Source organism: Streptococcus sp. HN38, assembly GCF_028335765.1.
GTDB classification, from domain to species: domain Bacteria; phylum Bacillota; class Bacilli; order Lactobacillales; family Streptococcaceae; genus Streptococcus; species Streptococcus suis_P.
On the sequence record NZ_CP116604.1, the window covers coordinates 1986088 to 2009307 of the forward strand.

The 23220-nt window shown below is 40.9% G+C and carries 16 protein-coding genes and 1 pseudogene; 10 read left to right on the forward strand and 7 right to left on the reverse strand.

Annotated features, from left to right (window positions below):
- Positions 1-20: 20 nt before the first annotated feature.
- Positions 21-4145 carry a hypothetical protein gene (locus tag PHA78_RS09695; protein ID WP_272158095.1) on the reverse strand — a complete coding sequence of 1375 codons (4125 nt, stop codon included), beginning with the start codon at positions 4143-4145 and terminating at the stop codon, positions 21-23.
- Positions 4146-4255: 110 nt separating this feature from the next.
- Complete coding sequence (locus tag PHA78_RS09700) at positions 4256-4945, reverse strand: gamma-glutamyl-gamma-aminobutyrate hydrolase family protein (RefSeq protein WP_272158096.1); 690 nt, start codon at positions 4943-4945, stop codon at positions 4256-4258.
- A 381-nt stretch (positions 4946-5326) separates the two neighbouring features.
- Here PHA78_RS09700 and metE point away from each other — a divergent pair, with 381 nt between their 5' ends.
- The 3 genes from metE to PHA78_RS09715 all read left to right on the forward strand — a co-directional run bounded on the left by metE (position 5327) and on the right by PHA78_RS09715 (position 9886).
- Positions 5327-7576 (forward strand): 5-methyltetrahydropteroyltriglutamate--homocysteine S-methyltransferase, encoded by a 2250-nt coding sequence (metE, locus tag PHA78_RS09705; protein ID WP_272158097.1) that lies wholly within the window; start codon positions 5327-5329, stop codon positions 7574-7576.
- Between the two features lie 3 nt (positions 7577-7579).
- On the forward strand, positions 7580-8440 hold the full coding sequence (metF, locus tag PHA78_RS09710; RefSeq protein WP_024377906.1) for a methylenetetrahydrofolate reductase [NAD(P)H]: 861 nt from the start codon (positions 7580-7582) through the stop codon (positions 8438-8440).
- A 324-nt stretch (positions 8441-8764) separates the two neighbouring features.
- Positions 8765-9886, forward strand: coding sequence for an IS110 family transposase (locus PHA78_RS09715; RefSeq protein ID WP_015445098.1), 1122 nt, complete (start codon positions 8765-8767; stop codon positions 9884-9886).
- 670 nt (positions 9887-10556) lie between these two features.
- Here the strand turns inward: PHA78_RS09715 and PHA78_RS09720 are convergent.
- Entirely contained in the window at positions 10557-12017 is a 1461-nt protein-coding gene (locus tag PHA78_RS09720; RefSeq protein ID WP_024378171.1) for an NCS2 family permease, read from the reverse strand.
- A gap of 343 nt (positions 12018-12360) precedes the next feature.
- Here PHA78_RS09720 and PHA78_RS09725 point away from each other — a divergent pair, with 343 nt between their 5' ends.
- From PHA78_RS09725 to PHA78_RS09745, 5 genes are all read left to right on the forward strand, one after another.
- Positions 12361-13173, forward strand: a complete 813-nt coding sequence (locus PHA78_RS09725; RefSeq protein WP_002942579.1) for a Cof-type HAD-IIB family hydrolase — start codon at positions 12361-12363, stop codon at positions 13171-13173.
- A 221-nt stretch (positions 13174-13394) separates the two neighbouring features.
- Positions 13395-14387: a PTS sugar transporter subunit IIB gene (locus tag PHA78_RS09730; RefSeq protein ID WP_024375650.1), complete on the forward strand. Its 993-nt coding sequence runs from the start codon at positions 13395-13397 to the stop codon at positions 14385-14387.
- A 49-nt stretch (positions 14388-14436) separates the two neighbouring features.
- Positions 14437-15243 carry a PTS mannose/fructose/sorbose transporter subunit IIC gene (locus tag PHA78_RS09735; protein ID WP_024375651.1) on the forward strand — a complete coding sequence of 269 codons (807 nt, stop codon included), beginning with the start codon at positions 14437-14439 and terminating at the stop codon, positions 15241-15243.
- A 21-nt stretch (positions 15244-15264) separates the two neighbouring features.
- Complete coding sequence (locus PHA78_RS09740; protein ID WP_024375652.1) at positions 15265-16176, forward strand: PTS system mannose/fructose/sorbose family transporter subunit IID; 912 nt, start codon at positions 15265-15267, stop codon at positions 16174-16176.
- A gap of 63 nt (positions 16177-16239) precedes the next feature.
- Positions 16240-16614: a DUF956 family protein gene (locus PHA78_RS09745; RefSeq protein ID WP_024378170.1), complete on the forward strand. Its 375-nt coding sequence runs from the start codon at positions 16240-16242 to the stop codon at positions 16612-16614.
- A 95-nt stretch (positions 16615-16709) separates the two neighbouring features.
- Here PHA78_RS09745 and PHA78_RS09750 read toward each other — a convergent pair whose 3' ends face one another.
- Positions 16710-18464: an IS1634 family transposase gene (locus tag PHA78_RS09750; protein WP_272158099.1), complete on the reverse strand. Its 1755-nt coding sequence runs from the start codon at positions 18462-18464 to the stop codon at positions 16710-16712.
- A gap of 124 nt (positions 18465-18588) precedes the next feature.
- On the opposite strand from PHA78_RS09750, the pseudogene PHA78_RS09755 reads away from it, so the two are divergent.
- Together PHA78_RS09755 and serS are read left to right on the forward strand one after the other, a co-directional pair.
- A pseudogene (locus tag PHA78_RS09755) lies at positions 18589-18777 on the forward strand (DUF956 family protein); the annotation flags it as partial.
- Between the two features lie 214 nt (positions 18778-18991).
- On the forward strand, positions 18992-20266 hold the full coding sequence (serS, locus tag PHA78_RS09760; RefSeq protein ID WP_024376871.1) for a serine--tRNA ligase: 1275 nt from the start codon (positions 18992-18994) through the stop codon (positions 20264-20266).
- Between the two features lie 49 nt (positions 20267-20315).
- Here the strand turns inward: serS and PHA78_RS09765 are convergent, their stop codons facing one another.
- The 3 genes from PHA78_RS09765 to PHA78_RS09775 all read right to left on the reverse strand — a co-directional run bounded on the left by PHA78_RS09765 (position 20316) and on the right by PHA78_RS09775 (position 23217).
- Positions 20316-21905 (reverse strand): type I restriction-modification system subunit M, encoded by a 1590-nt coding sequence (locus PHA78_RS09765; protein ID WP_029185336.1) that lies wholly within the window; start codon positions 21903-21905, stop codon positions 20316-20318.
- 44 nt (positions 21906-21949) lie between these two features.
- On the reverse strand, positions 21950-22441 hold the full coding sequence (locus tag PHA78_RS09770) for a restriction endonuclease subunit S (protein ID WP_238601436.1): 492 nt from the start codon (positions 22439-22441) through the stop codon (positions 21950-21952).
- A gap of 107 nt (positions 22442-22548) precedes the next feature.
- Entirely contained in the window at positions 22549-23217 is a 669-nt protein-coding gene (locus PHA78_RS09775) for a Fic family protein (protein ID WP_024376498.1), read from the reverse strand.
- Between the last annotated feature and the right edge of the window lie 3 nt (positions 23218-23220).

The following is a 23220-nucleotide window of genomic DNA, read 5'->3' on the forward strand; positions in this document are numbered from 1 at the left end:
CGTAATAATTTCCCAGCTTGCTAGCCTAAGAAATCTTTTTTCCTTTTAGCTACAGTTAAGCTAAGAAGTGCGAGTCCCGCCAAAATTGGTAGCTTGGACTGATGTCCATTTGTTCTAGGTAAGATTGAGGCCGATGATTTTTCAGATTCTACTTTCTGTCTCGAATTAGTAGTTGCTGAATATAAAGCCTCTTTCTTGGTATTTCCCATTGTCAATTGGGTCGATACTTCGATAACTGGATACACTAGATTAGTTAGGATACTTGAAGATTCAGTAACTGCTGGTACTCCCTTGATTAGTGCAACAGGTGTTTCTATGACTGGCGGATCAACTTCTGTTGGAGATGGCGGCGTCTCTTCAACTGGCGGTTCGACTTCTGTTGAAGTTGGCGGCATTGCTTCGACTGGCGGTTCGACTTCTGTTGGAGATGGCGGCGTTGCTTCGACTGGCGGTTCGACTTCTGTTGAAGTTGGCGGCGTTGCTTCGACTGGCGGTTCGACTTCTGTTGGAGATGGCGGCGTTGCTTCGACTGAGGGATCGACTTCTGTTGAAGTTGGCGGCGTTGCTTCGACTGGCGGTTCCACTTCTGTTGAAGTTGGCGGCGTTGCTTCGACTGGCGGTTCGACTTCTGTTGAAGTTGGCGGCGTTGCTTCGACTGGTGAGTCTACTTCTATATTTTCTACTTTCGAGTTTGATTTCAAATTGACAATAATTTCATAAAAGGGACCATTATAATTCAAGTCGCTACTAAAAATTGAAGTGAAACCTTGACTTACCTCAACAGATTCAAAATAATATGCCTTCTCATCAATACCATTGCTTTCATCACGAATAATGCTATCAATTGTGGAGTTTGCAACTCGGCGACTCTCTTTAACAGTTGATTCCCCATCTTTAAATTGAATAGTATATAAGGCTTGTCTGATAGTTGAATTATCATAAATCACACCTACTGGTAGAAGTCTTTTCTCAATTGCAGGCAGAGGAGTATCCGATGTGTTTACAACTAGTTGTTGGTATGAACGAATTACCTCAGTTTGAGTTCGATTTCCAACAGTAACTGACCTTGAAGAGATTTGAGTCCCCCCCGCACCGGCTAAGTCAAATGTTACACCATGTTCTTTTTCATATGCTGAAATTAGCTCACGAATCAATTGTTTCATTGCTTCATGGTCTTCACCTTGGAAATTCGTACGAATGAGTACTTGCCCACTCGATTTTTCAACAACCTCAATATTGGTTACCACTGTCGTTTCTACAACAGGATTTAAATTCTCTACATCAGTAGACTGATTGACAACTATGGATTTCGCAGGCAAACTATCAATAGTAGATAAATAACTCGTATTGCCATTAATATCTGTCAGATATAAATACTTCAGCTCATACTGACCTGGCGAATAAGAATAGTGAATTGTTTCCGATAAGGTTATCCTTTTTTTATTACCCTCCAATTGCTCAATATTGGTAATATTTTCGCCAAATCGAAGTGTTCCTGACTCACTTTCAAATCCGAGATTAACAGATGCGATATTTGAATCATCTTCCACTAAAAGTACCACTTCAACTGTTTCACCTTGTTTAGCTTCATTTCGACTAGTGTCTAACTCAATAAACTTAGGTGCTGAAAAATCAGTAACGATATTAGGTGAGTTAATGATAGCCTGGCTAGCAATATTTTGAATAATTTCAGGTTCTGAAAGGCTATTTGAGGAACTTCCGTTTTTAGCATTCAAAGAAACAAAATCTAAAGATAAGTCTGACCTAGGATAATCACTTGCTATTGGTACAGTTACATCAAAGCGATATAGTCCATCAACTAGCTTAATTGGGTTATTACTCTCTCCTCTAAGCACATACTGACTAGTTAATTTTTTATCAGATAGACCAAAGAAAATACGCTCCATTTCCTCTTCTGACGAAACTACAAAACTAGCTGTTAGTTTTTCGCCAGGCTGGTAAGACTCCTTATCAAACGTCAAGGATTCCAATGTAGGAACAGGAATATACTGTAGAGTCAAGACCGTATCACCTTCTACAAGTTCACCGTAAAGAGAAGGCTGGTTCTCATATGATAATCTATAAATTTTTCCATCTTGCTCAATTTTCTGTACTTGATAATCATAGACATAGAAAGTTGGATAGCTTTGAATCGGTTCTGATAAGATCTCTGATCCATCTGCATAAATTGTCTTTTCACGATAACTAATCAATGTCTCTGGAACAGCTTCAACTGATTCTTTAAGCGTTTGCCCTGTCCTTGTTTGATACTGAACAATCACTTTACCTGTTTTCTTTTCAACCTGCTCTGTAGTTACCAAATAAGGTGTATAAGTATAGGTCACTTCCGTCAAACCAGCTTTCAAAAGCCCCTGCTCAACACCATCTACTTTAACCTTATAATATTGCCTACCATCCAAGCCGTTCAGAAGTAATGGAGCTTCGCCACTAGTATCGTATGTAATCCCTGTCGCAGCTGGTTCCTCCGAACCGAATGCTAATTCTGACACCACTCCTGAAATTCTCTTGTCTTCAGCTATGGTAGTCCCATCTTCAAGTTGATAATGAATCAAGACTGAACCTGAAGTAACACTATTAACCGTCATCGAAAGTGGTGCAAATGTATGCTCTTCCAATGAATATTTGGAAGAATCATAATAATAAATAATATTACCAATCTCGTCTCTTAGAGATAGATGTGTTAAATTATAAATATCACTCGGACGATTTTCTGGAATGGAGCTAGTTAAAACTGAACGATATAAGCCATTAGCTAATTTTTCGACTTCGCTGGAAGAAAAATAAAGACTCTGTCTTCCATCCGAGGAGTCAAAATCTGCCGATACATAGGAAAGATTGCTATCATCCTCTGATTCAACTATAAGGGTTACGGTCTCACCGGCCTGGTACTCTGTTTTATCTAATGTATAGGAGACAAGTTTTGGTGCAGTGCGGTCGGTCACTGTACCAGTAACCGTCATCGAAAGTGGTGCAAATGTATGCTCTTCCAATGAATATTTGGAAGAATCATAATAATAAATAATATTACCAATCTCGTCTCTTAGAGATAGATGTGTTAAATTATAAATATCACTCGGGCGATTTTCTGGAATGGAGCTAGTTAAAACTGAACGATATAAGCCATTAGCTAATTTTTCGACTTCGCTGGAAGAAAAATAAAGACTCTGTCTTCCATCCGAGGAGTCAAAATCTGCCGATACATAGGAAAGATTGCTATCATCCTCTGATTCAACTGTAAGGGTTACGGTCTCACCGGCCTGGTACTCTGTTTTATCTAATGTATAGGAGACAAGTTTTGGTGCAGTGCGGTCGGTCACTGTACCAGTAACCGTCATCGAAAGTGGTGCAAATGTATGCTCTTCCAATGAATATTTGGAAGAATCATAATAATAAATAATATTACCAATCTCGTCTCTTAGAGATAGATGTGTTAAATTATAAATATCACTCGGGCGATTTTCTGGAATGGAGCTAGTTAAAACTGAACGATATAAGCCATTAGCTAATTTTTCGACTTCGCTGGAAGAAAAATAAAGACTCTGTCTTCCATCCGAGGAGTCAAAATCTGCCGATACATAGGAAAGATTGCTATCATCCTCTGATTCAACTGTAAGAGTTACGGTCTCACCGGCCTGATACTCTGTTTTATCTAATGTATAAGAAATCAATTTTGGTGCTGTACGGTCTTCCATCACCTCTGCTGCTCTATCTGTTGCTGGAGAGCTGGTCGATGAAATGTTGGCCTCTAAATTCGTATTTGATTCTGGTGTAGTTGAAATTGACTCCCCATTTGCATTACTTGCTTCTACAGCAGTTGAAGAAACCGCTTCTGCTACCAAAGAATTTGTAGCTGTCGTGGTTTCAACCTCCGAAGTCCCCTCGTTTCCTACAGTTCCAGTTGAAGTTGATGTTGCGACATCATTATCTGCAGTTAATTCAACAGTTTCTGAAGCATTTATTACTTGTTCAGAACTTGCTGTTGTGGGAGTATTCTCACTCACTTCATCAGCATAGACAACAGCCGTAGTAGAAAACAGCAAACCTAGAGCCAGCACTCCGACTGCCCCATGAATACCTTTTCTAATACTTCCATAACCTTTGGATTCTTGACATTTCTTTAACATATAATCCTCCTTTAATTAGTGTTATTATATACAATTTTATCTGATTTATAAAGTATTTACTTGCAAATTATTACAAAAAACACTCAATTACTTGAGTGCAAAGAATATGACTAAAACACATCCACCAAATACTGAAACAAGTCCCTATGCTGTTTGCAGTCATTGTATAGAAATTCTGGGTGCCATTGAAGACCAAACAGGGCCTGCTTGCCCTTGCTTTCATAGGCCTCAATCGTACCGTCTCTCGGATCCAGACCAGTTGCCACCAAACCAGGTGCCAAATCTTTGATCCGCTGATGATGGAAGGAATTAATCGAACTTCCCTGAGCAAATAATTGACTAACACGACTTTTAGGTTTAACCTGCAAACGATGCGAAGTTCCTTCTATATCCTCTTGCCAATGGTCAGCCACTTCCTGTTCCAAACTTCCACCTAAAGCAACATTGAGCAACTGCATCCCTCGGCAGACTGCAAAAATTGGTTTTCCTTGCCGAATTGCTTCCTTAATCAAGGCCAATTCAAACTCATCCCGCTCCAAGAGGTAATCCTCACTATCTATCAAACGTTTTTGACCATACAAACTTGGATCCACATGCTGACCACCGGATAAAATCAACTTGTCAATCATATCGATATAATCCTTGGCTAAGTCAGGAGTTCCCATCGGGATAACCATTGGGACACCACCTGCCTGACGAACACTGTCTGCCAATTCACGCGCAACTGTCACGTAAACTCGACCAGATTTTGTTGGAAATTCTTGTTCATTTCCTGAAATTCCAATAATGACTTTTCCCATGAGAAACTCCTTTCTGTGATTTTTTACATTGTAACACGACCAGCCAAGCCTGTCTAATATAGAAGTTTTATGACCTGATAAAAAATACCTATCAAAACTACATAAAAACAATTTTCTAGACGCAAGAGTTTGCCTGTTGCGGTTTCATAGATAAAATCTATACCTAGCTTAAAACAAAACGATATTGGTTCTAGCCTGAGAAAGTCAGGCTAGATAAACAGGCGTTTTTCAAGCTTTTATATAGAAGAAATATCATAAAATGTAACCCACATTCCATCTGTTATAGTCAAAACTTATAACGTTCTCTAATTTTTTACAATTATACAAGTGTTTGCTTTTCTGTTAGGATAAGAGCATAGAAATAATTTTGGAGGATCAAACATGACAACAACTATTATCGGCTTCCCACGTATCGGAGAACACCGTGAATTAAAATTTATCACTGAAAAATACTTTAGAAATGAAATTCCACAAGAAGAGCTTTTGGAAGCAGCTAAGGACCTACGCGCTAAGCACTGGAATATTGTTAAAGAAGCAGGCATTACTGAAATCCCAAGCAACGATTTCTCACACTATGACAATGTTTTGGATGCAGCTGTTCTCTTCAACATCGTACCTAAAGCAGTACAGAATCTTGACTTGACCGACCTTGAAAAATACTTCGCCCTTGCACGTGGCTATCAAGGAGAAAAAGGGGACGTTCGTGCTAGACCGATGAAAAAATGGTTCAACACCAACTACCACTATATCGTTCCAGCTATTGAAAAAGATACAGAAATCAAACTAGCCGGTCATAAGATTTTCGATGAATTCCAAGAAGCAAAGAACTTGGGTATCACAACTCGTCCAGTTTTGATTGGTCCATTCACACTCTTACAATTAACTGATTTTGAAGAAGGTGCGACAGCTACTGATTTCGCTGACAGCTTAGTTGCAGCCTATGGACAAGTTTTTGAAAAATTGGCAGAGCTCGGTGCTGAAAAAATCCAGTTAGACGAGCCTAGCTTGGTCAAGGACTTGACTGCAGAAGAAAAAGCCCTCTTCCTAAACATCTACCAAACACTCTTGGCAGACAAGAAAGACTTGCAAGTCCTTATCCAAACCTACTTCGGTGATGTTCGTGATATTTACACAGAATTGACCAGCCTACCAGTTGATGCCATCGGTCTTGACTTTGTAGAGGGTAAGGAAACTGCTGCACTTGTTGCGACAGGTTTCCCAGCTGACAAGACCCTCTACGCTGGTATCGTCAACGGTAAAAATATCTGGCGCAACAACTACGAGAAGAGCCTGGCTGTTTTGGAGGCTATCCCTGCTGAAAATCTTGTCTTGACAACTTCTTGCTCACTACTTCATGTACCATTTACAACAGCCAATGAAGAGTTTGAACCCGCAATTCTCAACCACTTTGCCTTTGCAGTTGAAAAACTGAGCGAATTGCGCGACTTAGATGCTATCCGAAATGGTCAAGGAGATACTGTGCTTGCTGCCAACAAGGAACTCTTTGCCCTTGAACGTGTGGGGCGTGACACAGCGCTTGCAGACCGCTTAGCAGGTTTGACAGATGCAGACTACACTCGCTTGCCTGTCTTTGCAGAACGCGAAGCTATTCAACGCGAGAAGCTAAACTTACCACTTCTTCCAACAACAACGATTGGCTCTTTCCCTCAAACCAAAGAAATTCGCAGCACACGCTTGGCTTTCCGTAAAGGAAATATCTCAGAAGAAGAATACGATGCATTTGTCAAAACTCAAACAGATGAGTGGATTGCATGGCAGGAAGAAGTTGACTTCGATGTACTGGTTCACGGTGAATTTGAACGCAACGACATGGTAGAATACTTCGGTGAAAACCTGTCTGGCTACCTCTTCAGTAAAAACGGTTGGGTACAATCCTACGGTATGCGTGGGGTCAAACCACCAATCATCTGGGGTGATGTAACACGCTTGAACCCAATTACTGTCAAATGGTCAAGCTATGCACAAAGCCGTACCAACAAACCAGTTAAAGGTATGTTGACAGGGCCAGTAACCATCCTCAACTGGTCATTCCCACGTGAAGATATTTCTATCAAAGAATCAACTCTTCAAATTGCCCTTGCTATCAAGGAAGAAGTTCTCGACCTTGAAGCAGCGGGTATCAAGATCATCCAAATCGACGAAGCAGCCCTTCGTGAAAAACTACCACTCCGTCGTAGCGACTGGTACAGCGAGTATCTTGATTGGGCAATCCCTGCCTTCCGTTTAGTACACTCAACTGTTGCACCAGATACACAAATTCACACTCACATGTGCTATAGCGAATTTACTGACATCATTCCTGCCATCGACAATATGGATGCGGATGTTATCTCCTTTGAAGCCAGCCGTTCAAATCTTGTTATTCTAGATGAACTCAAGGCTAAAAATTTCCAAACTCAGGTAGGTCCTGGTGTCTATGACATCCACTCTCCACGTGTCCCTGCCGTTGATGAAATTGCACACACCATCCAAGCCATCCTTGCAAAAGTACCGAAAGAAAAAGTTTGGATTAACCCAGACTGCGGACTCAAGACTCGTGGCGAATCAGAAACAAAAGCTAGTCTTATCCACTTGACCCAAGCAGCTAAGGCAGCAAGAAAGGAACTCTAATTTATGATTGGTCAAACCCCAAGTCTCTCATTTGAAATTTTTCCTCCAAAACCAGCAGTAGGCAATGAAAAGATTATCCAAACTCTCGATGAGATGCAAGGTTTGGCCCCTCATTTTATCAGTGTTACATGCAGCAATAACAATTTGAACGTAGAAGAGACGACTGTCAAGTTGGCTAACCATGTTCGCAATGAATTGCATATTCCAACTATCGCACATTTGCCAGCTGCTTACTTGACAAAAGAAAAGGTCCGATCCGTTCTTCATTCTCTCGATGAAATTAGTGTGCATCAGATTTTAGCACTTCGTGGCGATATTATTGAAGGTCTTCCCCCTAAAGAGGACTTCCAGTATGCAACTGACTTGATTTCCTTTATCAAGGAAGAAGCCCCACATTTTGACATTATTGGAGCCTGTTATCCAGAAGTACATCCAGAATCACCAAATTCTGTTTCAGACATCAAAAATTTGAAAAAGAAAGTTGATGCCGGTTGCTCAACCTTGGTAACTCAACTCTTCTTCGATAACGAAGCATTTTATAACTTTCAGGAGAAATGTTCTCTAGCAGACATCGAAGTGCCTATTATCGCAGGTATTATGCCTATCATCAACAGGAATCAGGCACTTCGACTCTTGAAAACCTGTGAGAATATCCGCCTCCCTCGTAAATTCAAGGCCATCTTGGAAAAATACGAGCACAATCCTGAATCCCTACGCGCAGCAGGTCTGGCCTATGCTGTAGATCAGATTGTTGACTTAGTGACCAATGATGTCGCAGGTGTTCATCTTTATACCATGAACAATGCCGAAACGGCCCGCACCATCCATCAAGCAACTCATTCGCTATTCAAACATTATAGTTAGAAAACTCCCCTGAGCCCAAGCTCAGGGGTTATTCTATGCCCTGTGACTCCCAAAGACTACATGATAATTTTTTCACCCCATCATGACATTAATCCAGCAGATGTCTAGGTATGTGACATCTTGCTTACAATAACGAACAGCCATTTAAAATACAGTCACAAGGAGTAAAAATGGCACTAAGAGGAGACAGAGAAGCGATGAAATGGAAAAATATAGACAATATGTAAAGACCCCCAGTTGAGAATTCGTGGATTTACCTGTACACTAGAATAAAAAAACAATCAACTTCTAACAGGAATTACCACACTCAATTGGAGGTCTTATATGTTTCATTTTACCACACTTTTCATCGGAATGGATGTTCACAAAGAAAGTTTTTCACTCTGCTATTATGATATGATGGCGAATCAATTCAAACATAGCACTAAAGTTGGTCCAAATGTTAGCTATATTGTGAACTATGTGAATGAGCTTCGTCGTTTATATGGTCAAGATGCAGAAGTGTTATGTGGCTACGAAGCCGGATGTCTTGGATTTACCCTATATCACCAGCTACAAGCTCACGGGATTCCCTGTATCGTGATGGCGCCTACAACGGTGATGAAGGAAGGATCTAAGCGTGTTAAGACTGATAAAAAAGATGCAGCTCAGCTCGCAAAAGCTCTGGCCTTTCGTAGCTATCGGCCTGTTCATATTCCTACTGTTGAGGATGAACAAGTCAAAGAATATATCCGCATGAGAACAGACCACAAAGTGGCTCTGAAGAAAATCAAACAACAAATTCTTGCCTTCTGTCTCCGACATGATTTTCGCTATACCGAGGGAAGCAGTAATTGGACACAGAAACATGTTCGCTGGCTCCGTTCCCTAAATCCTGATGGACTTTACGCAGAGATTTTGACAGAATATCTATTGACCTATGAGAAATTAGTAGATCAAATAGAACGGTATGATGCACGAATTGAGCAACTGGGTCAAAGCGACAGTTATCAAGAGAAGGTCTCACGGCTTTCTTGCTTTATTGGCATTAAAACACTAACTGCTCTTTCCATTGTGACAGAAATCGGTGATTTTAATCGCTTTGCGACAGCTCAACATTTTGCTTCTTATCTTGGGCTAACTCCTAGCGAAAATTCTAGCGGCGACAAGGAGAGAAGAGGTGCTATCACCAAAGCTGGGAATAGCCATGTGAGACGACTTCTGATAGAAGCTGCACAATCATTGGCTAAGGGGACGATTGGGTATAAATCCAAAGAATTGAAAAGGAGACAAAGTGGAAACCGAGTGGAGGTGATTGCTTATGCGGATAAGGCTAATGAACGCTTAAGAAGACGTTATCGCACACTTGTTCTAGGAAAAAATAAGAAACAAAATGTTGCTAAAACAGCTATTGCACGAGAATTGTCTGGTTTTATTTGGGGGATGATGACAGGAAGAATAGCTTGAAGTTAGCGCTTGTTTTCATGTACACTTTTGACCATTAAGTTTTATCATCGCAGAGCGATGAGGAATCCCTATTTCTATCCAAAATCACTGGGTGAATTTGGACAGAAATAAGGATTGAAATCATGTTTGAATGGAAAGTATCTTGAAGGAGTTTAGGACTTCAAGGTTTGAGTCATCTACGAAACGACTAAGTGGCACAATTGTGATCCACGCTTATAGAGAGTAGGACTCGCGGCAGAACCATTGACCTGTAGGTAACCAATCCACGAATATCAGAGTGGCCAATGCCCGAAGCTAAGAACTAGGCTCTTTCTAGATACTTTTCATTTTTTAATCAGTTCGATTGTTTTTACTTGACAAAGGGCTTTACATATCAGTCATTTGAATTAACTTTGATACATCGTCACTTTCGGCTTGCCGTACTCAACGAAAGTGACTTACATCGCAAGTCTTATTTCCAACCTAGAACAGCCTCTAGGCTGTTCTAGCAACCTGCACCTCAGTTCCTTGTCTGAAAGCTAATTCATTCGACTATAAACTCCATCCGTTTACAATTTACAATATTCAATACAGCATTCTGCTGAATAAATCACATTGATTCCCATATATTTTAATCGTAAATAAAAAAACTGACCTTCAAATGAAGATCAGTTCAAGGATAATAAACAGATTACAAGATGGCTAGAATGATGAAATTCAGAATAAATAGAGCTGTGGCACCCCAAAGGATTGGATGAATTTCTTTAGCCTTACCTGTCGAAACTTTTACCAAGCAATAGAAGATAAAGGCTGCTGCAATACCGTAAGAGATAGAGAAGCAAAGCGCCATGAAGAAGGCTGCAAAGAAGGCTGGAAGAGCGTCTTCAAACTGGCTCCAATCAACATCAAGGAAGGATGAAACCATCATAACACCGACGATAATCAAGGCTGGAGCTGTTGCAGCATTTGGCACAATTCCAATGAATGGTAAAATCAAAATTGATAGTAAGAAGAGAATGGCAGTTGTAACAGCTGTCAGACCAGTACGACCACCTGCAGAGATACCTGCAGCCGATTCAACATACGTTGTTGTATTTGAAGTACCAAATAGTGCACCGATAGAGGTACCAATCGCATCTGCAAAGAGCGCCTTGTCCATCTTAGAGTTAAAGCCTGTACCATTTTCAAGAGCTTTCTCATCTTCTTCTGAGAAAATACCAGTCTTACGACCTGTACCGATAAAGGTACCAAGTGTATCAAAGGTATCTGACAAGCTGAATGCAAAGATAGTCATCAAAACAAGTGGTAGACGGCTTGAGTCAGCAAAGAGCGAAGATAGACCATCAAAAGCCGCTAGGAAAGTTGTACCAAGCTCCGCAAAGGCTGTACCGATGTTATTGTTTGCAAAGTCGATGGTAGAAAGGTCTACAACACCTGCTGGAATACCAGCTAAAGTCGTTGCAATAATACCAATCAAAATTGCACCACGCACGTTCTTAATAACCAGAACAGCTGTCAAAAGAAGACCGAACACTGTCAAGAGAACACTTGGATCTGTAAATGTTGAGATAGATGGGACTACACCACCTCCCGCCAAAACAGAGAAGACACCATTTGAAAAAGTTTCTGCTGTCGCTTCAGCAGGTGCAACACCATTGACAGTGATAATGTCTGAGCCAGAAGTCAGGAAAGTAATCAGGTTTGAATTTTTAAAACCAAGATAGGCAACGAAAACCCCGATACCTCCACCGATGGCATGTTGCAAGCTAATCGGAATCGCCTTGATAATGCTCTTACGAACCTTTGTAACGGTGATAAAAACGTTAAACAAACCGCAGAGGAAAACCATTGCCAAAGCTTCTTGCCAAGTAAAACCAAGACCAATAACCACTGTATAGGTAAAGAAGGCATTCAACCCCATACCTGGTGCCAAGGCGTAAGGTACGTTAGCAAATAATCCCATAACAAGCGTTGATACAGCACTCGCAATAATAGTCGCTAAAAAGACTGCTTGAGTTGGCATACCTGCCACACTCAATACGCTCGGGTTAACAAACAAGATATATGACATGGCAAAGAAAGTCGTAAGTCCTGCCATAATTTCCGTAGAAACAGTCGTTCCTTGTTCTTTCAATTTAAAAAATTGATCCATTTTTCATTTCTCCTTTTAATTTACGAACGATAAAAACATTATAATCAAAAAACATTCTAATTTCAAGTTTTTTAATCTCGAAAACGTTATTTTATTGATTTTTGACTTGAAATATTCGTAAATACCGAACGTTACGGACTTGCAAAAATCTATACAAAATTTATCGCTTCTTTGCTTTTATTATCTCCTTTTGTTATACTGGAAATTATTAGTTCAAGATGTGGCTACCTACGAGTCGTATTCTTTGAAACATAAAATAATTTCTCAGCAATCTAGCTACTACCTAAACATTATTCACTATTAAAAACTAGTATAACAACTCTAGAAAGGAATGCTACTAAATATGAAGAAAAAAATCATAGCTATCGATTTGGACGGCACATTGCTCAATAATGATAGCCAATTATCTGATTATACCATCTCAACTATAAAGAAGGTCCGCCAAGCAGGACACACCGTTCTTATCGCCACAGGTCGCCCCTATCGAATGGCTGAAAAATTTTACCAACAACTAGAACTGGATACTCCCATGATTAATTTCAACGGTTCTTTAGTTCACATCCCTGGAAAGAAATGGCAATGGGAACAAAATATTTTAATCGACAAAAAATACCTACTCGAATTTCTAAAAGAAGAAGAAACATTCGAGGCAGATTTTATTGCTGGTGAATACAAGAATAAATTCTACATCACTCAAAAGAACTTAGACAAGATCGATCCTGCTCTGATGGGGGTTGAACAGATTACTCCAGATACACTCATCAAACCTGAATTAATCACTAGTGATCCTCATTCCATCCTTATGCAGACTCGTGCAACTGATAAGTATGAACTTGCAAAAGAAATGAATGCCTATTTCAAGGATGAGTTAGAAATCAATACGTGGGGCGGACCATTAAATATCCTCGAAACTTGTGCAAAAGGTGTCAATAAGGCAACCGCTCTGAGCTATGTTCTTAACCTCTACCAAGCCACTCCTAGCGACTTAATTGCCTTCGGCGATGAGCACAACGATGTTGAGATGCTAGACCTAGCAGGCACAGCCTATGCCATGAAAAATTGTAGCGATACACTTCGTCCACATGCCGACAGATTGACAGCATTTGCTAATTTTGAAGATGGTGTCGCACGTGAACTAGAAAACCTATTTTTATAGACATCAAAAAACCTGATAAACTGTCAGGTTTTTATCATATTCATTGCATATTTTTATCACTTTTCTGAAACATGATTATGAAAAGTTTTGGAAACATTTTGCACTTTTAACATAATTTCTCTTGACAAATGCACTGAAAACGTTTTATACTGTTATAGTTCGAACATGAAAGCCCATTCAATGGTTTTTACATGAACAAGAAAAATTTAGGAGGATCAATAATGAGTATTGGAATCATTATTGCAAGTCATGGCGAATTTGCTGCTGGTATTCATCAGTCAGGTTCAATGATCTTTGGCGAACAGGATAAAGTACAGGTTGTTACTTTCATGCCAAGTGAAGGACCAGATGATTTATATGCTAAGCTCAATGCTGCCGTGGACGCATTCGATGCCGATGATGAAATCTTGGTTTTGGCTGACCTTTGGAGTGGTTCTCCATTCAACCAAGCAAGCCGTGTTGCTGGTGAAAATCCAGATCGTAAGTTTGCTATCATCACCGGTCTAAACTTGCCAATGCTTATCCAAGCTTACACAGAGCGTATGATTAACGCTGCTGCTGGCGTGGAGGAAGTTGCGGCAAACATTATTAAGGAAGCCAAGGATGGTGTGAAGGTTCTTCCAGAAGAACTACAACCAACTGAAGCCGCTCCTGTAGCAGATGTAGCAACAACTACTCCACAAGGTGCAATCCCTCCAGGAACTGTTATCGGTGATGGTAAGTTGAAAATCAACTTAGCTCGTATCGATACTCGTCTCTTGCATGGTCAGGTCGCTACTGCTTGGACTCCTGCTTCTAAAGCTGACCGTATCATCGTCGCTTCAGATACAGTGGCACAAGATGACCTTCGTAAACAATTGATCAAGCAAGCGGCTCCAGGAAACGTTAAAGCAAACGTCGTTCCTATCAAGAAACTGATTGAGGTTTCTAAAGATCCTCGCTTCGGTAACACACACGCTTTGATTCTCTTTGAAACACCTCAAGAAGCTCTTGAAGCAATCGAAGGTGGTGTAGAAATCAAGGAATTGAACGTTGGTTCGATGGCTCACTCAACAGGTAAAACAATGGTGAACACTGTTCTTTCTATGGATAAGGACGATGTTGCAACCTTTGAACGCTTGCGTGAACTCGGTGTCAAATTCGATGTTCGTAAAGTTCCAAACGATTCACCAAAAGATTTGTTTGACTTGATTAACAAGGCAGATGTTAAATAATAACTGATTAACACTGTGTGATTATCAGAAATATGAAAGGATTATAACTATGTCAGATATTTCAATTATTTCTGCAATTTTGGTCGTTGTCGTGGCCTTTCTTGCAGGTATGGAAGGTGTCCTTGACCAATTCCAATTCCATCAACCAATCGTTGCATGTACCCTAATCGGTCTTGTTACCGGTAACCTCACAGCAGGTGTTATGCTTGGAGGAACTCTCCAACTTGTTGCCCTTGGCTGGTCAAACATCGGTGCTGCGATTGCACCAGACGCTGCCCTTGCTTCTGTTGCTGCCGCTATCATCTTGATCAAGGGTGGTGACTTCTCACCAACTGCTATCTCAGTTGCTCAAGGTCTTGCTATCCCTCTTGCTGTTGCAGGTCTTTTCCTTACAATGCTTGTGCGTACTGCATCTGTTGCCCTTGTACACGGTGCTGACGCTGCTGCAGAACGTGGTGATTTCGGTGCACTTGAGCGCTACCACTTGATCGCTCTTTCACTTCAAGGTCTTCGTATTGCTGTTCCTGCTGCCCTTCTTCTTGCTATCCCAACTGAGGCTGTTCAAGCTGCTCTTGAATCTATGCCAGCTTGGTTGTCAGGTGGTATGAACGTCGGTGGTGGTATGGTTGTTGCCGTAGGTTTCGCTATGGTTATCAACATGATGGCTACTCGTGAAGTATGGCCTTTCTTCGCTATCGGTTTCGCTCTTGCTGCTGTTAGCCAATTGACACTTATCGCTCTTGGTGCTATCGGTGTATCTCTTGCCTTCATCTACCTTAACCTTTCTAAAAAAGGTGGAAACGGTGGCGGAGCTGGTTCTAACGACCCAATCGGCGACATCCTAGAAGACTACTAAGAAGAAAGGAAGAACACAATCATGACAGAAAAAATTCAACTTTCAGTAAAAGATCGTAAAGCGATTTGCTGGCGTTCAACCTTCCTTCAAGCATCATGGAACTTTGAGCGTATGCAAAACTTGGGTTGGGCTTACACAATGGTTCCAGCCATCAAAAAACTTTACACTAAGAAAGAAGATCAAATTGCGGCTCTTAAACGCCACATGGAATTCTTTAACACCCACCCATACGTTGCTGCACCTATCGTCGGTGTAACACTTGCCCTTGAAGAAGAGCGTGCAAACGGTGCTGACATCGATGACGCTGCTATCCAAGGTGTGAAAATCGGTATGATGGGACCTCTCGCTGGTATCGGTGACCCAGTATTCTGGTTTACAGTACGTCCTATCCTCGGTGCCCTAGGTGCTTCACTTGCTGTGTCAGGTAACATCCTTGGCCCAATCCTCTTCTTCGGTCTTTGGAACGCTATCCGTATGGGCTTCCTATGGTACACTCAAGAGTTTGGTTACAAATCAGGTAAAGAAATCACTAAAGATATGTCAGGTGGTATCCTCCAAGACATCACTAAAGGTGCTTCTATCCTCGGTATGTTCATCCTTGCCGTACTTGCTCAACGTTGGGTATCTATCGGCTTCAACTTCACGGTTTCTGAAGTTCCACTCTCAGAAGGTGCTTACATCGAGTGGGATAAATTGCCAGAAGGCTACGAAGGTATCCAAAAAGCCTTTGAATTGGTTGGTCAAGGTTTGTCACAAACTCCAACTAAAGTTACTACTTTCCAACAAAACTTGAACGGTCTTATCCCAGGATTCATGCACTTGCTTCTTACCTTCCTATGCATGTGGTTGTTGAAGAAAAAAGTTTCTCCAATCACTATCATCGTTGGTTTGTTCGCATTCGGTATCGTAGCTCGCCTATTTGGAATTATGTAATCCATTAAGAAACCCCGCTCATGCGGGGTTTTATGGTATAATAAAACAAGAAATGAGGTAACTATGGCACAATCATTAAATAAACACGTCGAACTATCCACAACAGGCGTTTCCTATCTCAGTCTTGCAGGTGGAACGGTTGGTAAGTTCCTGCTAGGAGATCACGCTTTAGAATTTTACGCTGATAACAACGTTGAAAATTATGTTCAAATCCCTTGGACATCTATCATTCAGATTGGTGCCAATGTTTCCAATAGAAAAATCAGTCGCCACTTCGAAGTCTATACTGATAGCGGCAAATTCCTTTTTGCTTCTAAAGATTCTGGTAAAATTCTAAAAATTGCTCGTGAACATATTGGCAATGAGAAAGTTGTCAAACTGCCAACTCTCCTGCAAATTCTAGGACAGAAAATCTCAAATCTATTTGCAAAAAAATAAAAAATCAAGTATAATCCCGTCTTTGACAGTTTTACAAGACAAAAACCTCCCTAACCCTATGCATATCAAGGGTTTAGCGAGGTTTTCTTTTTATATCAAAAATGCGTACTTTTTCTCGATTTTGACGATTGTAAAATTTTTTTCATCTTTTTTTCGCTTAGAATTTGATAATCACTTCTGAATCCAAATGTCTGATGCAGCTGGTCAGTAATAGCCGTCCGAGTGTAGTTAGGTAGATAACCAAAACCAGGCAGATACTTAAAGGTGTATGAACGTAAGGTTTCAATGAGTTCAGTACATGTGAATTGCTTCTGAACCGCCAGCTCTAAGTAACGATAGAGTATAAGAGCAAGAAAGCAAGTTGTAAAGTGAGCAGAAATGCGATCTTCTCGACTTAAATAAACTGGTCTAGCTTTCAATTCATGCTTCATAATACGGAAACATTCTTCAATTTCCCATCTTCTCTGATTAATGGAAACAATGGTCTCAATCGTATCGTCTAAGTTTGTTGTTACCGCATAAATTCCATCAAATCTAGCTTCAGAAACAATTCGTTCTTCATCCAACTCAATAAACGTTTTCTCAGCTATTTCTCCATCCCTTGTTGTCTCTGTTACTTTTAGGAAACGCTTAGGATCTGTAGATTGTTTCTTCTTGTAGTCAGCTGGTTTTCCAATCCATTTTGAGGCACGTTGAATCTGGCGTTCGCGTATCTTTCTTTGGTAATCTCTGTATTTAGCTGAGAAGGTTACAATCAATCGTTGGTCTTCTAGCCCATCTTGTGGTAAGGGGCATTCTTTGTAAAAGACTTGTCTATAGAGAAAGTCTTGATTACTTTCATCTAGTGCAGAAATATCATAGAATGTCTCGGACTTATCTCCCATCAACCGCCAACCTGTAGAAGCTGTAGCCCAGTCTTTGTCTTCTTTCTTTAACTTTTTGATAGATTGAGTTGTGACAAAGGCTCTCCCGCTGATATTATTGTAGCGTTTGTTTCCAATAGAAGATAGTCCAGCATCTGTACAGACCACAAATTGAGCTTTTTCAAAATCCTTGATAATCTTCTTCTCCAAAGGTTTCATAGTCGTTTGTTCATTCGTATTACCAGGTGTGACGGAGAAAGCTAATGGAATTCCTTGAGAATCCATAAACAGCCCCATTTGAACGATTGGATTCGGTCGATGTTCCTTAGAATAGCCATATTGTCTCAGTTGCCCCTCCTCATCTTCTTCCTCAATTTCGAAATAGAAATTTGTACAGTCGTAATAGAGAACATCTGTCTTACGAGAGGAAAGAGCAGCTGAGTTTTTATAGAGTTGTTCCTGAATGAAATCCGTCTCTTTGGCAATAATTTCTAATCCTCGGTAGAGGTGCTGGAGTTCCAGAGTTTTAGGTTCTAGGAGAGTTTGTGAAAAATGAGCGGTAGATCGTTTAGAGGATGGGAATAGGATTCTGCCGTAGAGGAGACGAGAAAGAATGGTATCTAATTGAAAACTAAAGTGATACCTTTTCTGAATATCGCGACAGATTTTATCCAAGCCCAACTGATAATAGATATTCTGTAGAAACAAATATCCCCCATGATACTCATTTCGTTGGTCCTGTTTCAACTGCCTATTCTCATGAAGTTTGATTAAGATTTCTTGTTTATCTTCTTTATCAAGTTCGGTTAACTCTTTAGCCCGCAATTTTGCCCATTCCATAGGTTCCATTTCGGGATGTAGCTGTTGAAGAGTTTCATGATTGCCGAGATTTTCGACAATGGTAGAAGTTCTTTTATTTCCAACCTTAATATCTTTGATAATGGCATAATTGATTGTATTTTTAGATACTGATTTTTTAACTCTCATAGATTCGCACCTCACTCTATTATACCACAGTACGAGAAAGTACGCAATAAAAATGTGCGAGAATTTGACAAAAAAATAGCGTCACATCAACGTTTGTGACACTTTTGGTGGTTTCAAACTGTCAAACTCCCGAAAAATCAGTCGCCACTTCGAAGTCTATACTGATAGCGGCAAATTCCTTTTTGCTTCTAAAGATTCTGGTAAAATTCTAAAAATTGCTCGTGAACATATTGGCAATGAGAAAGTTGTCAAACTGCCAACTCTCCTGCAAATTCTAGGACAGAAAATCTCAAATCTATTTGCAAAAAAATAAAAAATCAAGTATAATAAAACAAACGGATAAGTAATATCAGGCGTTTTTCAGAAAGTCTGCGGTCGCTGTGAGCAGATAAACAAGGGATATGAAATTCTACCGTTGGCTAAAAATGACATACTTAAAGTGCACAGAATGTGAAGCTGGATGGAACCGCGGTAACTATCGCTCCAGCATCTCTCATTCTGTGTTTTTTATTCTAAAGGAGACATCTATGCTAGATATCAAACGTATTCGTACAGATTTTGACGGAGTGGCTGCCAAATTAGCTACTCGTGGTGTGGCTGCCGAAACCTTGGCAGACATCAAGGAATTGGATGCAAAACGCCGTGAAATCTTGGTCACTGTAGAAGAATTAAAAGCAGAGCGCAACACAGTTTCAGCAGAGATTGCCCAAGCAAAACGCAACAAGGAAAATGCGGATGACAAGATTGCTGCCATGCAGAAATTGTCTGCGGAAGTGAAAAACTTAGACGCTCAGCTTTTGGAAATCGATGAAAAATTGAACGCTATTCTCACTGTTCTTCCAAATACGCCACATGATTCTGTTCCTGTTGGTGCGGATGAAGAAGAAAACGTGGAAATTCGCCGTTGGGGCACTCCTCGTGAATTTAGCTTCGAGCCAAAAGCACACTGGGACTTGGGCGAAGACCTGGATATTCTGGACTGGGAACGTGGGGCAAAAGTAACCGGTGCCCGCTTCCTCTTCTACAAAAACTTGGGTGCCCGCTTGGAGCGTGCCCTCTACAACTTCATGTTGGACGAGCATATCGCAGAAGGCTACCAGGAAATCATCACACCTTACATGGTCAACCATGACTCTATGTTTGGTACTGGACAATATCCAAAATTCAAGGAAGATACCTTTGAGTTGGCGGATACCAACTTCGTCCTCATCCCAACTGCGGAAGTGCCATTGACCAACTACTACCGCAACGAGATTTTGGAAGAAAAAGACCTACCAATCTACTTCACAGCCATGAGTCCATCTTTCCGTTCTGAAGCTGGTTCTGCTGGTCGTGATACCCGTGGTCTGATCCGCCTCCACCAATTCCACAAGGTTGAAATGGTCAAATTTGCCACACCAGAACAGTCTTACGATGAATTGGAAAAAATGACCGCAAACGCAGAAAATATCCTTCAAAAATTAGGCTTGCCATACCGCGTGTTAGCCCTCTGTACAGGCGATATGGGCTTCTCAGCTGCTAAGACCTATGACTTGGAAGTCTGGATCCCTGCCCAAAATGCCTACCGTGAAATCTCCAGCTGTTCCAACACAGAAGATTTCCAAGCCCGCCGTTCCCAAATCCGTTACCGCGATGCTGCTGACGGCAAGGTCAAATTGCTCCACACCCTCAACGGATCTGGCCTGGCAGTTGGCCGTACGGTTGCGGCAATCCTTGAAAACTATCAAAATGAAGACGGTTCTGTCACCATTCCAGAAGTTCTCCGTCCATACATGGGTGGGGTTGATGTGATTAAGCCTTAAGATATACAAAGAAAGAGCGAGGAAAATTCTACTCGCTCTTTTCATTTATCTAAAAATCTACTCCCAAAGTCTTTAATTGTTGACGAATCTTATCTTCTAGAGCCCGAATCTCTAGTCTATCTTGTTCTAGTTGCTGCGTTACTTGCCCGAGATCGATCTCTTCCTCTTCCTCAAAAGTATCGACATAACGAGGAATATTTAGATTGTAGTCGTTTTCTACAATTTCTTCTATTGATGCCAAATGAGCATATTTGTCAACAGACTGACGATTGTGATAGGTCTCTACAATTTTTTCTACCATGTCATTGGAAAGGTGATTCTGGTTCTTCCCTTTTTCAAACTCCTTGCTCGCATCGATAAAGAAGACATCCTTGGTCTGACGATTTTTTTTGAAGACTAGAATAGTGGTTGGAATGCCTGTGCCATAAAACAGGTTAGCTGGCAAGCCAATAACTGCATCCAGGTAATTTTTCTCAATAATCAGTTTGCGAATATGACCTTCTGCTGCTCCCCTAAAGAGCACTCCGTGTGGTAAAACAATGGCCATGGTTCCTGTATTATTCAGATGATAAAGACTGTGTAAGATAAAGGCAAAGTCCGCTTTAGAAGCTGGTGCTAACTTACCGTATTCCATAAACCGTGGATCCTTCAGTTTGGACTCACGATTGTCCCATTTAGCAGAGTAGGGTGGGTTTGCGACGACCGCATCAAAACTACGTGGCTGATCGATTCCAAGTTCATCCACCCCGTCCGGCCAGTCACTTTCTAAGGTATCAGCATTATTCAAAATCATATTGCTGTAGCCGACCTGATGCATCATCAGGTTCATCCGCGCCAAGTTATAAGTAGTTGTGTTCATTTCTTGGCCATAGAATTTGATATGTTGGCCCTGAGGTAGTTCATTACGCACTGTTAGTAGCAAAGACCCTGAACCCATGGTTGGATCGTAAACAGAGAAGCTAGTATCTGATTTTTCCAAACCTAAAGTAACAATCTTGGCTAAAATCTTACTTACTTGATGCGGGGTATAAAATTCTCCACCTTTTTTACCTGCCGAAGCGGCAAACTGTCCAATAAGATACTCATAGATTTCCCCCAGAATATCCTTTCCTTCATCATTTTTATACTCAATGCTGTCAATCAGCTTCACAATACTGTTCAAGGATTTTGCACGCGCAACCGTTGAATTGCCCAAACGAGAGTCACCTAGATTGATGTCATTAAAGACGCCTCTGAAATCTTCCATAGCATCCTGATTGAGTTCTACATTGGCGTTAAAATGATCGAAAATCGTCTGGTAGTCACTCGCTACAATCTCACTGTTATCAATTTTGGCTACCAGTCTTGCCCAGGTATCTTCTGGTGCAATCGCGTATCCAAGGTGAGAAGCTGTATTTTCCAAATACTCCACCAAGTCATTCCCAACTGCTTCTCGTGCATAGGCATCCTGAACAGTTTCTCCTGGAGCAGGACTGATAATTTCATCTTCCACCAAGAAACGCTCTTGATGCTCAGATAGGTAGCGATAGAACATGAAGGCTAGGATATAGTTCTTATATTCCGAAGCATCCATGTTCCCTCGCAATTCATTGGCCATGGACCAAATCTGATTGGTAATGGCTTGAATAGTTTTTGACATGTTTTTGTAATCCTTTCATGTTGTTTCATTTTTTACTCAAAATCTCATTTTCGCTGATGAAGAGTAATAAGCTGATCTAGGTCGGAGAAGAAGCTGCCGATGGCTTCTTGTTCGGGGTGGGTGGGGAGGGGAATAGGTAGACCTTTGAAAACTGAATCTTTAATGGCAAATCTATCTGAGCGAGCTCCACTATTCCCATTCAGCTCCATATATCTATGCCAAATTGTTGTGTCAAAATACTTCTCTACAAAATCCAAATGTATATCTGAAAATCTAAATATAGTATAAAGAGGCGACATAACCCCCACTCTTCCCAATTTATTCCGCTTTATTGGACCAACTGGAGCTAAATTTGAAATCCTTGGATTATATACAAAATCATCAGGACTCACAATATAGTATCCACTTATATTATCCAAACTAGAGATATTTTTTTCAAAGAAATCCCTCTGAGAAATGATACCGAATTCAGCAGAATTTGTAAAAGTTTCTACATACTGTCTATCTAGATTTTTTTGACTAATTTTTTCCGCCACTTCCCCCAACTTACGCTGTTTCCAAGTAGTTGTGAAAGCAGAGCTTTCATTGTATTTTCAGGCAAAAATAATAGTTCCGATTGAAAGTCGCTTTCTGAAAACTCGACTTAAAACTGGTCTTTTCGTTCTTGTTCAAACTCCAAGGAGCGTTTGAGTAATTGGGATAATCCAGTCACATCTTGTTCCGCTAGCAACTCCATATAAAGAGCTCGATCTTCCTTACTAATCAGTACGGGTGCTCCCAATTTGAGCATACTTTGAAACATCAAAATCAGCCGTCCTGTCCGGCCGTTCCCATCACTAAATGGGTGAATACGCTCGAACTGAATATGCACATCTGCCAACACCTCTAACAGCTCAGCTTTTTCCAAAGGCAACCCCAAGCGATAGTTGGCATTGTCCACCCACTGTTGCATGAGAAAAGGCGTTTCCTCTGGCGATGCAGTCTTGAAGGTCGCACCAATAATAGCGTTTTGCACCGACTTAAACTGCCCCCGATCATGCTGTAGGCGGTCCATCAACAAGGCATGAATATCCTTAACCAGTCCCAAACTCAGCTCTTCCCCATTATCTAAGGCAAATAGCAGAGCTTGGAAGGCTTGTTTGTGATTTTCAATCTCGTAAAATTCACGGATACTCTTGTGCTTGCCAGGTAGCGTACTTTCCAAAATAATCGAAACCGTCTCAGGCAGAGAAATGGTATTCCCCTCAATCCCGCTGGAATGATAGGCCATTCGTACCAGAAGGTCATCTAAATAATCCTGCGAATATGTCATACT

Excerpts from the sequence above, each read along its gene's own strand:
- PHA78_RS09695 (WP_272158095.1), bottom strand. The coding sequence starts at position 4,145 with ATGTTAAAGAAATGTCAAGAATCCAAAGGTTATGGAAGTATTAGAAAA.
- PHA78_RS09700 (WP_272158096.1), bottom strand. The coding sequence starts at position 4,945 with ATGGGAAAAGTCATTATTGGAATTTCAGGAAATGAACAAGAATTTCCA.
- metE (WP_272158097.1), top strand. The coding sequence starts at position 5,327 with ATGACAACAACTATTATCGGCTTCCCACGTATCGGAGAACACCGTGAA.
- metF (WP_024377906.1), top strand. The coding sequence starts at position 7,580 with ATGATTGGTCAAACCCCAAGTCTCTCATTTGAAATTTTTCCTCCAAAA.
- PHA78_RS09715 (WP_015445098.1), top strand. The coding sequence starts at position 8,765 with ATGTTTCATTTTACCACACTTTTCATCGGAATGGATGTTCACAAAGAA.
- PHA78_RS09720 (WP_024378171.1), bottom strand. The coding sequence starts at position 12,017 with ATGGATCAATTTTTTAAATTGAAAGAACAAGGAACGACTGTTTCTACG.
- PHA78_RS09725 (WP_002942579.1), top strand. The coding sequence starts at position 12,361 with ATGAAGAAAAAAATCATAGCTATCGATTTGGACGGCACATTGCTCAAT.
- PHA78_RS09730 (WP_024375650.1), top strand. The coding sequence starts at position 13,395 with ATGAGTATTGGAATCATTATTGCAAGTCATGGCGAATTTGCTGCTGGT.
- PHA78_RS09735 (WP_024375651.1), top strand. The coding sequence starts at position 14,437 with ATGTCAGATATTTCAATTATTTCTGCAATTTTGGTCGTTGTCGTGGCC.
- PHA78_RS09740 (WP_024375652.1), top strand. The coding sequence starts at position 15,265 with ATGACAGAAAAAATTCAACTTTCAGTAAAAGATCGTAAAGCGATTTGC.
- PHA78_RS09745 (WP_024378170.1), top strand. The coding sequence starts at position 16,240 with ATGGCACAATCATTAAATAAACACGTCGAACTATCCACAACAGGCGTT.
- PHA78_RS09750 (WP_272158099.1), bottom strand. The coding sequence starts at position 18,464 with ATGAGAGTTAAAAAATCAGTATCTAAAAATACAATCAATTATGCCATT.
- serS (WP_024376871.1), top strand. The coding sequence starts at position 18,992 with ATGCTAGATATCAAACGTATTCGTACAGATTTTGACGGAGTGGCTGCC.
- PHA78_RS09765 (WP_029185336.1), bottom strand. The coding sequence starts at position 21,905 with ATGTCAAAAACTATTCAAGCCATTACCAATCAGATTTGGTCCATGGCC.
- PHA78_RS09775 (WP_024376498.1), bottom strand. The coding sequence starts at position 23,217 with ATGACATATTCGCAGGATTATTTAGATGACCTTCTGGTACGAATGGCC.